The following is a 12,515-nucleotide window of genomic DNA, read 5'->3' on the forward strand; positions in this document are numbered from 1 at the left end:
TTTTTATTTCATAAGATCTTATTTTATTTCATTATTGGGGGATCACCATACATATTGGGCATATCGTGTATCAATATTTTTGGTACACGATGATGGTAAAAACACCGTTTAGGTGTTTTTTTGTTGAGCGGGACTAATATTGATACTTCAGTGTACTAAAATTTTTATTTAATTTAATATCTTTATGTTATTATTACTACAGTAATGAACTAATATAGTATCTGATAGGTTAATATATCAGCACTTAATTTTTATATTTGCCACATAAAGTATGGCTTCTCATATTATATTTAATCAGGAGTAGAACTATGTCAAATAAAACGGATGCACGTGTTATACGTACAAAATATATTATTCAAACTGAAACAATTTTATTGCTATCGACTCAGCCGGATTTTTCTATCACAATGTTATTATCACGTGCTAACATAACACGAGGCACTTTTTACAAATATTATCGTAACAAAGAGCATCTGATTTCAGAAATTAATGATGCTTTAATTAATGATCTGCTAGAACATACACAAGAGACTTTTAAAATCACAGATATGATTAATACGGTTAGTAAACAAGCTGCTTTTTATAATGCGGTTTTGAATCATGATATCGATAAATCATTTAGCGATACGCTGTATAGTCGATTACGTACGCAAATGGCAACACATACAAACGATTTAAGCGATGAAGAGAGAAGGGCACAGCAATACCAATGGGAAGTAATTAATGCTGGTTTCTGGGCAATTATGGCAAAATGGCTAGCTGATAACATGAATATTTCTCAAGTAGCTTTATTTGAAGAATTCACTGAGTTGTGGCGATTAAATACTAATACAGTGGCTAATAATGGGTTGAATTTATTTGACTTCAGTACTGATGAAATTTAAATGCTAGGCGTATTGTAGAAACATTGACTTTAATAGGTAGTATTGGTATAATTAAACGGTTGTTAGCATAGCTACAACCACTCAGAACAGGTCAAAGCATGTTCGGGACAAGGGCCCGACCGCCTGGGATGGTGAGTCTAAGTATAAGGAGAAACCAATAATGGCATACGCAATTATTGTAACTGGCGGCAAACAATATAAAGTCGCTGAAGGTGACACAATCTTCGTTGAAAAGTTAGATGCAGAAGCAGGTGAAAAGGTTACTTTTGATCAAGTTGTATTGACGGATTCAAAGATTGGTACACCATTCGTTGAAGGTGCAAAGGTCGAAGGTACTGTGGAAAAGCAAGGTAAGCAAAAGAAAGTTATTACTTTCAAGTACCGTGCTAAGAAGCATTCACATACTAAGCAAGGCCACCGCCAACCATATACACGCGTGAAGATTGATTCAATCGCGTAATCATTACTTGTAAAGGAGAAATAGACTTATGTTGATGAATCAAGAAAACTTACAAATGTTCGCGCACCACAAAGGTGGCGGATCTTCAGCCAACGGTCGTGATTCAGCTGGTCGTCGTTTAGGAACTAAAGTTGCTGACGGACAAGACCTTACTGCTGGTTCAATCATTTACCGCCAACGTGGTACACACATCTATCCAGGCGTAAACGTTAAAAAGGGTGGAGATGACACATTGTTTGCTTTGACTGACGGTGTTGTTAAATTTGAACGTAAAGGTCGCGAAAAGCGCCAAGTATCTGTTTACACACGTGAACAATACAATGAAATTATTGCTGCTGCGAAGTAAGTAGTGGTTATTAAAAGACTAGCGTATTATGTTCATAATATGCTAGTCTTTTTACTTACAAAATATTATTGTAACAGATGTTATAATTAAATTAGTTACAAGAAAGAGGAATTATATGTCTAAATATTATGAGGCGCGTATAAGTAAGCTGCAAAAATTGTTGAAAAAGCTTAATTTGGACGGTATGATTGTCTATCAGGGCTTTAATACAAAATATTTAACTGGTTTTGATGGTGGAACTGGTGATGGTGTTGTTGTTGTGGGCCGTGAACAAGTTCGTTTAATTACTGATGCTCGATATGAAGAAGATTATAAAAATAGATTACCTGAAGGTGTTGGAATCGAAATCACACGTGATTACTATGGTGTTGCAGTGAAAACGGCAGAGGAATTTGGCATAAAAAAATTAGCCTTTGAAGCTGATATGCCTTATGATATTTATGATTATTTTGATGAAATGTTACCAGCTGATATTGATTTTGATGCGTTACCAAAAGCCATCGAAACATTACGTGAAGTAAAAGATGAAAAAGAATTAAAAGCTTTACGAAAAGCTGCTGAAGCCTCAATAAAAGCGTTTCAAGATTTGTTACCTTTTATTAAGCCAGGTAAAACAGAACAAGAAGTAGCTAATGAATTAGATAGACTCCAAAAATTATATGGTGCCCAAAAAGCATCATTTGACACAATAGTGGCTTCTGGTTATCGATCAGCTTTGCCCCATGGAGAAGCAACTGAAAAAGTCATTCAAAGTGGTGAATTAGTGACAATTGACTTTGGCTACTATGTGGATGATTATACTTCTGATGTTACACGTACAATTGCTGTTGGTGATATTAATGATGAGTTGAAAAATATATATGCTGTTGTTAAGCAAGCTAATGAGAATGCAGTTGCTGTTGTTAAGCCGGGAATCTCAGGTAGTGAAATTGACAAAGTTGCACGAGATTATATCATTGACCATGGTTACGGTGAACAATACAATCACGGTGGTGGACACGGGGTTGGTTTAGATATTCATGAAGGACCATCAATCAGTCCCCGTTCGAGTGATGAAATGCAGGCTGGTCATTTACTAACTATTGAGCCCGGAATATATATTCCTAACCAAGGTGGGGTTCGTATTGAAGATGATGTCATTGTGACAGCCGATGGTTATGAAAATTTAACCGCAACATTAACTAAGGAATTAATTATTATTGGGGATTAATATGGGACAAGAGCGACTAGATTTTTTGGTGTTTTACCGCGGTAACCTAGTGGAAGGTTTTGATTACGTTTATGTTAAACGTCAAGATGGTCGTGCTTTTTGGAAAAGTGAGTATAAGGCACAAGAAGCCAAAGATATTTTAGATAAGGATTTTATGTTTTATAATCCACATTTAAATGATAAAGGAGAACCTTTTAACTGGCGTTACCGTGAAGATTGGGTTGATATGACAAAGGTTTGGGATCATTTTTCAGAAGAATCAATAGCTTATATCAAAACTTGGTTAGATGAATATCGAGGTCCGGCTCATGACGACCCTAGTAAAAATGACGAGTGGGGTGTTCGATGGAAAGAACCGAATAATCAAGAAAAGTTAATCTGGGGATTAAATGCTTTTCCAGCTAATTTAAATGATTTTAGTGATTTCCTATATCGATTTGGTAAATAAAAAAGACGTCTTTTGGCGTCTTTTTAAATGGTTAGGTGTAGAATTAGAATATAAATTATTTGAAATGCTAGAGAGGCAACAAATGGGGATAATTCACTTATTACATACAAACGATATCCACTCACATTTTGAAAATTGGCCACGTATTTCGCGTTATTTATTAGAAAAACAGGCTGAATATGACGAGTCATTAACTTTTGATATTGGGGATGCGATAGATAGACTGCATCCATTGACGGAAGCAACGCTAGGAACAAGTAATGTGATGCTTATGAACCGTGTACATTATGATGGTGTGACAATCGGCAACAATGAAGGCCTTGTGTTTTCACATCGTGCTATGAATCACTTGTATGATGATGCTAATTTTGACGTTTTGTTAGCTAATTTGAAAGAATTACCAAATAGTACGCAACCACAATGGGCTAAGAACTATAAAATAATAGTAGCAAATGATGGTACAAAAATAGGTGTTATTGGATTAACTGCACCGTATCAACTAACTTATCCAGCACTTGGGTGGCAGCCGATTGCTGTTGACAAAACATTAGAGAAGTATTTACCAATTTTGCGTAGCCAAGTAGATGTCATTTTAGTACTGTCCCATTTAGGTTTACCTACCGATGAGCGGATTGCTGAAACATACGATGTAGATGTTATCATGGGTGCTCATACCCATCATTTATTGCCGCAAGGAAAGATGATTAATAAAACACTATTAGCAGCTGCAGGGCGCTACGGTGAAAATATCGGTGATATCAAATTAACAATCAAAGATCACAAAATAGTCGATAAATCAGCGACAACTACGCCTATCTATATGTTATCTGAACAAGATGATGATTATAAACAAATTCGTAGTTGGGTCACAGAGGGGAAGGCACTACTTGAAAGACAGTATATAGGCACTTTACCACGCGAAATTACAGTGGATGAACAAGTTTATGATAGTTTGCGTGCGTTAAAGCAATATTACGGGGTACCTGCTGCAATGATTTCTACAGGTATGTTTAGCGAAAGCTTACCAAAAGGGAAATTAAGTCGATATGAGTTGCTTGAAAGTATGCCACATTCTATTAATCCTATGCTACTTACCTTAAGTGGGCATAAAATCATTTCTTTGTTAAATAGTATCGAAGACCAAATAACGTATTTGTCTGATTATCCTATGAAAGGTAGTGGCTTTCGCGGTAAAATATTTGGTTATATGCGTTTTGATGGTATCGATCGTCAAAAAGATGGTCAAATTTTGTATAATGGAAAGATAATAGAAGAAAACAAGTTGTATAAAATAGCTACACTAGATCATTATAAGTGGATTCCCTTTTTTCCAGATATTGCCCAAGCGCCAGTGAAAATAGAGCTTAATCTAATTTTGCGTGAACTAATGGCCAATTATTATACTAATAAATATAAGGATAACTAAAAATGGATCACGAAACATTAAAAGAGCGTACTCTTAAGCAACAAGAGGAACGAAAAAGCACTTATGAGGTTAAAAAACTAGGTAACGAAGTTGAAATTGATAGGTTAACATTAGAGATTGTTGAAAATTTTAAAGATGCATTTGACGTCGAAAAATTGGCCATTCGTTACACACCTTTGTTAGCGCAATATGATTACATTGTGGGTGACATTTCGGCGGACCAATTGCGTTTGAAAGGTTTTTACAATAATGACAAATCCGTAAATAACCAAGATAAAATCCAATCTTTGCAGGATTATTTATACGAATATGTTAACTTTGGAGCACCATATTTTGTCTTAGAAAATGTTAATCCACGTGTTGTTGGGGACACAGAGCACCGCTTGAAAAGCAAAAATAAAAACAAACGTCGTAAGCCAAACACTCATCAAAAAGAGACAAGAGCTAAGGCTGCTACGGTAAAACAGAAACGAAAAAAGACATTTGTTATTAAACAAAAATAAGAGCCAAATCTGGCTCTTATTTTTTAATATGATTTATTTTAAATAAAAAAAGCTACAAACTTAATTGTAACTTCTTTATAGCTCGTGAGAGAATCGAACTCTCGATTCTGCCGTGAAAGGGCGGCGTCTTAACCACTTGACCAACGAGCCATGATCAATTTGTTGTTTTCTTGAATCAAACAACTATAATAGAATACCAAGAATTTTGGATGTTGTCAATAGTTTTTAGAGACAAAATAAAAAACGTCATTAAGACGTTCTGAATATATTACTTAGTCAAGAGGTACGTCGACTGCCCATCCTTCAGGACCTTCTTGATCACCGTACTGAATAGCTGTTAAACGATCATATAGCTTTTGTGTCCAAGGACCCACTTCTGTTTCTGAATAAAAAACATGCTTATTGCCATTATGTGTAATAGAACCAACAGGAGAAATTACTGCAGCAGTTCCCATGGCACCAGCTTCAGAGAATTGGTCAAGGTCGTTGATTGAAATAGTAGTTTCTTCAGCTTGTAATCCGAGTTCCTTTGCTACTGCGAGCAACGAATATTTCGTAACAGAAGGCAAGATAGAAGGTGACTTTGGTGTCAAAAAACGGCCGTCTTTTGTGATACCAAAGAAGTTTGCTGATCCTAATTCTTCAATATTTTCGTGTAGACGTGGATCCAAATAAACAACATCTGAATAGCCAGCAGAGTGTGCTTCATCACCAGCAATCATTGAGGCACCATAGTTACCACCAGTTTTTGCTGCACCAGTGCCACCATGTGCTGCACGATCATAATGATTGGTAACGTATGCGGTTGGTGTCAAGCCACCTTTGTAATATGCACCGACGGGTGTTGCATAAACTTCAAATACATAGTTATCTGCTGGATGAACACCAACAACGGGACCGCCACCAAATTCGAATGGACGTAGATACAACGTTGCACCGGTGCCATATGGTGGGATAAAGTCTTGATTGGCTTTTGTGACTTCTTTTAGAGCACGCACAAAAAGTTCTTCGGGTACTGGAGCCATCATCAAACGAGCGGCTGAATTTTGTAGACGTTTTGCATTACGATCGGGTCGGAAAATGTTAGCACCGCCATCTGCACGGCGATAAACTTTCAATCCTTCAAAAATTGTTTGACCATAATGTAGTCCTGTTGCTGCTTCATTAACTGAAATATTTGAGTCTGTTTCGAGACCACCTTCGCTCCATTTACCATCTTTATAATAGGCACGAAAACGATATGGTAGGTCATGATACGCAAAACCTAAGTTGTTCCAATCAAAGTCTTCAGCTTTAGCCTTTCGCTGTTCTGACATAATACGTCCTTCTTTCTTAGAAAAATATGATAAAACTACTATAACGCTTAGAAGATAATTGTGCAATAGCTAACGATAAATCTTTTTAATGCTAATTTTTTTAAAATTTCGTATAATTATAAATAGAAGGTAGTCTTATAAATTAAGACATTGAGTGGTATCACTTAACTTATTTATGATATCAGTAATTAATCAAGAATTATGGGAGATAAATTAGAATGGTGTTATTATTAGCAGTAAAAGCAATCACAGAAGAAAATCGTGAATTTCTTTCTAAATATGATATTAATGTTGTTACACCAGATACAATCACTGAAGAACAGATACCAGAAGTTTTAATCAGCTATGCTTGGGATAATGAACTTGGGCAAAAGATCCTTGCTAACCCAAAATCAAAATTGAAATGGATCCAGGCACAATCTGCAGGTGTAGATTACCTGCCTTTGCAAAAACTCCAAGAACGTAATATTACGGTTACTAATGCGAGTGGCCTCAAAGCTGTGCCTATTTCACAGACTGTTCTAGGATATATACTTTATTTTGCTCGTGGTTTGAACGTTTATACCACTCGTCATCATTGGGAACCTTTTACAAATCAGTATTTAATGAGTGAGCTTCCAGTTTTAGTATTTGGTACTGGTCATATTGGACAACAAATTGCCCAAGCTGTGAAAGCCTTGGGGGGAATCGTATATGGTGTAAATACTAGCGGTCGTCCAGTACCAGGATTTGATGCAATATATCCAATTTTTGACTACCAAGAAGCATTAGCTAAGGCGCAAGTGGTTGTTGATGGTTTACCAGGGACAAAAGACACAGAAAACTTTTTTGATGAGCATTTTTTTCAACAATTTAATCAACTATTTTTATTTATCAATATTGGGCGCGGAACAACTTTGAATCAAGAACATTTACTTGCAGCCATTGATGATTCTCGTGTTAAATATGCCGCACTGGACGTCACAACACCTGAACCTTTGCCTAAAAATCATCCTTTGTTTGAACGACCACAAATTTTATTAACACAGCATACGAGTTGGGGTGAACAGAAGAATGCTGGTAGAATGGGTGGCTTGTTTCGTTTGTTTGAAAAAAATGTACCATCATTTATGTTTAATGGCACATTTGTACAAAATGTTGTTAACCTCAGTAAAGGGTACTAATTGTTATAATATTTGAGAGTATAAGATATTAAAAAAGCAGTGATTTTTATGTCAGTGCTTTTTTAATACATTAAGTTAAATTTTGTTAGTCAAAATGTCGCCAATCTTTATCAAGTATGGCACGTGCTACAAACAATCCGAGCGGCAAAAACATAATAATTAAGGCTGCTTTGGTCATCCATAAGGCACCAGCTCCAATTTGATTAGTACCAATATTGTAAACTGCACGATAAATATATAAACCAGGAACCATAATAACAATAGAAGGAACGGTCAATGAAATCCTAGGATATCCATTATAACGATTAACCATAGAAGCCACTAAGCCAGCAACAAGGGCAGCTAGAAAAGCTGCAGCTGCAGGTGGAATAGTAGTTAAATCAACTAGTTCCAATCTTAATGTATTAGCGATTGCACCGATGCAACCAGAAACAGCTGCCATCTTTTTGGAACTATTAAACATAATTGAGAATCCAAATACGCCACAGAAACTGGCAGGAATTCTAAGAATCATGAGAAGTAATGGTGATAAACTAAGTGGTAAGAAATTCTCTGGCCGAAAATGGACAATAGAAGCCACTAGCCAACCAACTAAAGTAGCAATTAAGGTAATCATCACGGCATAAGTTAATCTTTCTAAGCCAGACCGTATATCTAACTTCGAAATATCTAACATACTGGTGATGAAGGGAAAACCAGGAATGACAAAGAGCATGGCACCAATATATCCTGCTTCATGTTGTGCAAGTATATTAAAATATGATTCAAATATTTTAAACGCAAACATATAAGTGACACAGGCGATGGCCACACTGATTGCAACACCTACAATAGTCGTTATAGCATGTTTACCTAAAATTGAACGCACATAATTTCCAATGCCGGCGCCAATAAATGAACAAATCATTTCTGGAATCCCACCCCCAAGTAAAAAAATGAATCCACTGCAGGCCATAGCAGCAGCTAACCCTAAAATTACAGGAGTATATCGCCTTGGATGGTTTTGAATAGCATCAATTTTTTGATGAATCTGACTAATCGTTAGTGAGGAAAATTCATTATGAATATTATTAACAAAATGTTCTAAAATATTTAGTTTATCTGTATTTACGCCCGTGTTGGGTAGTGAAAGAACTTGAGTATAGCTCTGGTTATTACTAAAACAGGTATATTCTAACGAAATGAGGCCAATATCAGCGGAACAAGTCAAATTTAGTTTTAGGGCTACTTTGTCCATTGCCTCTCGTACGCGCCAAGCACCGGTACCACATGATAGCATCAAAATTCCAATGCGACCAACAATTGATGCACGTTCTGTTAGACTTGCTTTGCTTGCTGGTATATCTTCGCTTTTAATCAAACTGTCCCAGGGAATAGTCATATGATGGTGTAGAGATAGAGGCATTGATTTAAAGATATTTTCATTCCTATTTTTGTCCATCGTGTCCTCCAAATGAAGTAGTATATTTTAAATAATACTCCTGATTTCTTCATTATAGTTGCAGTTATGGTTGTATTCAAGTTATTTAGTACTATTGGTGACTAGTAGACCTGTGTTTTTTAAAAAGAAAGCGTTTACATAACGGAGTATCGATGATAAGATGTGTGTATAATTTGGAACAAAAATCTCGAGGAATGAATATGACAACTATAAAAGAAATATTATCTCGTCGTGATTGGGAAAACCCGATTGTAACCAACTTTCATCGGTTACCGTTACACACGGAAATGACATATATGTTTGAATACGATGGGAAAGAGACTCAACAACTAAAAAAAAGTCTCAACGGAACTTGGCAGTTCAGTTATTTTAAAGATGTATCGTTAATTAACGAGCAGTGGCAGAAAAGTGATTTAGTAAATGCTTCAAAAATTCAGGTCCCAGGTAATTGGCAACTTCAAGGTAATTATGATGTACCGGTGTATACAAATGTGACTTATCCATTTCCAATTAATCCGCCATTTGTTCCACGAAAAAATTCAGTGGGTGCCTATACTAAAACGGTAAACATTGAGAATGAATGGTTTAATCAAAGTACAGAGACGCACATTGTCTTTAACGGAGTAAGTTCTGCGTTTTACATTTGGGTCAATGGTGAATGGATTGGTTACTCAGAAGATAGCCGACTACCCGCAGAATTTGATATCACTAAAGCGTTGCACCCTGGTGAAAATCGTATAGCAGTATTAGTACTTAAATGGAGTAAAGCAAGTTATTTTGAAGACCAAGATATGTGGCGGATGTCAGGTATTTTTCGTGATGTCGATTTGTTGTGCGTACCTAAAATGAGATTAAATGATTTTACGATTCAAACCAATTTGGATGAAGATTTAGATGACGCGACCATTGATATTCATGCTCAAATAGCTCAAGAGCCAGGCAAAGATACAGTACTCACTGCTGAGTTATTTTATCAAGAGCAACGTATTGCAATAGTTACAGAGAAGTTTGGCAACTTAATTATTGATGAGCGAGGAAGAAATGACCTGGAAGTGACCTTGCAATTAAGAGTTAAAAATCCAAAACTGTGGTCCGCTGAAATACCAGATTTGTACGATATTAAATTGACATTACATAATCAGACAAATATTTATCAAATTGAAAAGAAAAAAGTTGGTATAAGAAAAATAGAAATCAAAGACGGTCTACTCACTTTAAACAACCAGCCATTACTAATTAGAGGGGTAAATAAACACGAATTTAAAGCTGAAACGGGTTATTATATGGACGAAAAAACCATGATTGAAGACATTAGAATGATGAAAGAGCATAATTTTAACGCTGTTCGTTTATCTCATTATCCTAATACTTCGAAATGGTATGATTTATGTGATCAATATGGATTATATTTAGTAGACGAAGCAAATATTGAAACACACGGTGTGAAACCGATGAATCTTTTAACAAATGATCCGAAATATTTACCATTAATGATTGAACGCGTAACACGTATGGTACAACGTGATTTTAATCATCCCTCTATTATTATTTGGTCATTAGGAAATGAATCGGGATATGGTCATAATCATGATGCAATGTATCAATGGGTGAAACAATTTGATCATTCTCGACCAGTTCAGTATGAAGGCGGTGGTGCTGATACGCCTGTAACTGATATTATTGTGCCAATGTATGCACGTGTAGAACAGGATCAAGTTGAAGCAGTAAATTCAAAGTGGTCGATTAAAAAGTGGATTAGCTTACCCAATGAACATCGTCCACTCATATTATGCGAATATGCGCATAGTATGGGTAATAGTTTAGGTGGATTTAAAGCTTATTGGCAGGCGTTTGAAAAATATCCTAGATTACAAGGCGGTTTTATTTGGGATTGGGTAGATCAAGGATTATTAACAAAAAATAACGAGGGGCAAGAATATTATGCATATGGTGGCGATTTTGGGGATCAACCGAATGATCGCCAATTTAGTTTGGACGGCCTATTGTTCCCAGACCGGACACCTAAACCTGCATTGCTGGAAGCAAAATTTTGTCAACAGTATTTTGGATTTAGCTTAAAAAAAACACCGGTAGGTCATGTCGAATATATGACCTTATCCAGTAAACATTTGTTTAAGACAGTTGATGATGCAACATTAAGTTATCAAGTTTTGGTCAATGATCAAGTCATCATAACTGACCGGATAAAATTAAATTTAGCGCCTCAAGAGGAAATGAAAGTACCATTAAGTATTCCTGCTTGTAAACATGATGATCTGTATGTAAATTGTAAAATTGTTCAAGATAGTGATGATGGCATTATACGTGCTCAAACTTTGTTGGCCCACTATCAATTCGTGTTAAAAAATAAACCATTTACTTTAGATAGCTTACCCAATGAGAAAAAGTTTAGCAGTCTTTCTGTCAGTGACGTGGTAGATAATTTATCCGTTTCGTTAAATCATACAACATGGCGTTTCAATAAGGTAACTGGTTTTTTGTCTAGTTGGGTATCAAACAATAAAGAGAAAATAATTACACCCTTAAAAGATCATTTTAGTAGAGCTGCCTTGGATAACGATATAGGTGTAAGTGAAGTGAAAAATATAGATCCAAATGCTTGGTTTGAAAGATGGCAAGCTGTGGGCATGAATGAGCTTAATGAAAAGTTGGTTATGTTTAATTGGTCAAATAATAATAACCAAATACAGATTCGTACACAACATGAGTTTTTATCACCTATCGATAAGCATATTATGTTCATATCTAATAAAAAATATATCATTGATACCGCAGGTAATTTGATAGTAGATGTGGGTGTTTGGCGTCAGATCAGCGATCCGCAACCAGCACGTATTGGGTTAAACGCACAAATTGAAATGGAATCTGATTCAATCATTTATAACGGGTTAGGACCTATGGAAAATTATCCTGATAGAAAGTCAGCAGCTATGTATGGTAAATGGCAAAGCACATTGGACGAGCTTTATACACCGTATATTTTTCCTAGTGAAAATGGTTTGCGTACAGAAGTCAAATCTTTGCAATTTGGCGATAATTTAATAAAAGCTCTTGGTCAACGTTTTTCATTCAATGTGGGTGCTTTTAGTCAAAAGCAGTTAGAAAAAGTTACTCATCGACACTTATTAAAACCTGAAAAAGGTTTGTGGCTTAATATTGACGGCTTTCATATGGGTGTTGGTGGGGATGATTCTTGGTCACCAAGTGTAGCAGCTGAATATCTGTTATCTTCTGAATATTATCATTACAGTTTTTCATGGTCAGATGTGCAATAAATAATAGTTAAAAAGGAGTATT

At 35.9% G+C, this 12,515-nt stretch carries 11 protein-coding genes, 1 tRNA gene and 1 other annotated feature; of the genes, 9 read left to right on the top strand and 3 right to left on the bottom strand.

The window, feature by feature from the left end; genetic code table 11:
• Positions 1-308: 308 nt before the first annotated feature.
• The 7 genes from ESZ47_RS01035 (at position 309) to ESZ47_RS01065 (ending at position 5,277) form a co-directional block, all read left to right on the top strand.
• Positions 309-884 carry a TetR/AcrR family transcriptional regulator gene (locus ESZ47_RS01035; protein WP_148603971.1) on the top strand — a complete coding sequence of 192 codons (576 nt, stop codon included), beginning with the start codon at positions 309-311 and terminating at the stop codon, positions 882-884.
• Positions 885-949: 65 nt separating this feature from the next.
• Positions 950-1,033 (top strand) — a sequence feature (ribosomal protein L21 leader region).
• 11 nt (positions 1,034-1,044) lie between these two features.
• Positions 1,045-1,344 (top strand): 50S ribosomal protein L21, encoded by a 300-nt coding sequence (gene rplU / locus ESZ47_RS01040; RefSeq protein ID WP_002814842.1) that lies wholly within the window; start codon positions 1,045-1,047, stop codon positions 1,342-1,344.
• A 28-nt stretch (positions 1,345-1,372) separates the two neighbouring features.
• Positions 1,373-1,690, top strand: a complete 318-nt coding sequence (rpmA, locus tag ESZ47_RS01045; RefSeq protein ID WP_148603973.1) for a 50S ribosomal protein L27 — start codon at positions 1,373-1,375, stop codon at positions 1,688-1,690.
• Positions 1,691-1,805: 115 nt separating this feature from the next.
• Positions 1,806-2,900 carry a M24 family metallopeptidase gene (locus ESZ47_RS01050; RefSeq protein WP_148603975.1) on the top strand — a complete coding sequence of 365 codons (1,095 nt, stop codon included), beginning with the start codon at positions 1,806-1,808 and terminating at the stop codon, positions 2,898-2,900.
• 1 nt (position 2,901) lies between these two features.
• Complete coding sequence (locus tag ESZ47_RS01055) at positions 2,902-3,348, top strand: hypothetical protein (protein ID WP_148603976.1); 447 nt, start codon at positions 2,902-2,904, stop codon at positions 3,346-3,348.
• An 82-nt stretch (positions 3,349-3,430) separates the two neighbouring features.
• On the top strand, positions 3,431-4,774 hold the full coding sequence (locus ESZ47_RS01060; RefSeq protein WP_148605693.1) for a bifunctional metallophosphatase/5'-nucleotidase: 1,344 nt from the start codon (positions 3,431-3,433) through the stop codon (positions 4,772-4,774).
• A 2-nt stretch (positions 4,775-4,776) separates the two neighbouring features.
• Entirely contained in the window at positions 4,777-5,277 is a 501-nt protein-coding gene (locus ESZ47_RS01065; protein WP_148603978.1) for a YutD family protein, read from the top strand.
• A gap of 78 nt (positions 5,278-5,355) precedes the next feature.
• On the opposite strand, the gene ESZ47_RS01070 is transcribed toward ESZ47_RS01065, so the two are convergent.
• Positions 5,356-5,427: transfer RNA gene (locus ESZ47_RS01070), tRNA-Glu, on the bottom strand.
• A gap of 122 nt (positions 5,428-5,549) precedes the next feature.
• Complete coding sequence (locus ESZ47_RS01075; protein ID WP_148603980.1) at positions 5,550-6,593, bottom strand: branched-chain amino acid aminotransferase; 1,044 nt, start codon at positions 6,591-6,593, stop codon at positions 5,550-5,552.
• A 218-nt stretch (positions 6,594-6,811) separates the two neighbouring features.
• Between ESZ47_RS01075 and ESZ47_RS01080 the strand changes: the two genes are divergently transcribed.
• Positions 6,812-7,756 carry an NAD(P)-dependent oxidoreductase gene (locus ESZ47_RS01080; RefSeq protein WP_148603982.1) on the top strand — a complete coding sequence of 315 codons (945 nt, stop codon included), beginning with the start codon at positions 6,812-6,814 and terminating at the stop codon, positions 7,754-7,756.
• Between the two features lie 85 nt (positions 7,757-7,841).
• Here the strand turns inward: ESZ47_RS01080 and ESZ47_RS01085 are convergent, their stop codons facing one another.
• Complete coding sequence (locus ESZ47_RS01085) at positions 7,842-9,197, bottom strand: threonine/serine exporter family protein (RefSeq protein ID WP_148603984.1); 1,356 nt, start codon at positions 9,195-9,197, stop codon at positions 7,842-7,844.
• A gap of 200 nt (positions 9,198-9,397) precedes the next feature.
• Between ESZ47_RS01085 and ESZ47_RS01090 the strand changes: the two genes are divergently transcribed.
• A complete protein-coding gene (locus tag ESZ47_RS01090) occupies positions 9,398-12,493 on the top strand; it encodes a beta-galactosidase (protein ID WP_148603986.1) in 3,096 nt (1,031 codons plus the stop codon).
• Positions 12,494-12,515: the final 22 nt, after the last annotated feature.

The sequence above is a fragment of the Leuconostoc litchii genome, assembly GCF_008107645.1.
GTDB lineage: Bacteria > Bacillota > Bacilli > Lactobacillales > Lactobacillaceae > Leuconostoc > Leuconostoc litchii.

Coding starts and splice junctions, on each gene's coding strand:
- ESZ47_RS01035 (WP_148603971.1), top strand. CDS start 309: ATGTCAAATAAAACGGATGCACGTGTTATACGTACAAAATATATTATT.
- rplU (WP_002814842.1), top strand. CDS start 1,045: ATGGCATACGCAATTATTGTAACTGGCGGCAAACAATATAAAGTCGCT.
- rpmA (WP_148603973.1), top strand. CDS start 1,373: ATGTTGATGAATCAAGAAAACTTACAAATGTTCGCGCACCACAAAGGT.
- ESZ47_RS01050 (WP_148603975.1), top strand. CDS start 1,806: ATGTCTAAATATTATGAGGCGCGTATAAGTAAGCTGCAAAAATTGTTG.
- ESZ47_RS01055 (WP_148603976.1), top strand. CDS start 2,902: ATGGGACAAGAGCGACTAGATTTTTTGGTGTTTTACCGCGGTAACCTA.
- ESZ47_RS01060 (WP_148605693.1), top strand. CDS start 3,431: ATGGGGATAATTCACTTATTACATACAAACGATATCCACTCACATTTT.
- ESZ47_RS01065 (WP_148603978.1), top strand. CDS start 4,777: ATGGATCACGAAACATTAAAAGAGCGTACTCTTAAGCAACAAGAGGAA.
- ESZ47_RS01075 (WP_148603980.1), bottom strand. CDS start 6,593: ATGTCAGAACAGCGAAAGGCTAAAGCTGAAGACTTTGATTGGAACAAC.
- ESZ47_RS01080 (WP_148603982.1), top strand. CDS start 6,812: ATGGTGTTATTATTAGCAGTAAAAGCAATCACAGAAGAAAATCGTGAA.
- ESZ47_RS01085 (WP_148603984.1), bottom strand. CDS start 9,197: ATGGACAAAAATAGGAATGAAAATATCTTTAAATCAATGCCTCTATCT.
- ESZ47_RS01090 (WP_148603986.1), top strand. CDS start 9,398: ATGACAACTATAAAAGAAATATTATCTCGTCGTGATTGGGAAAACCCG.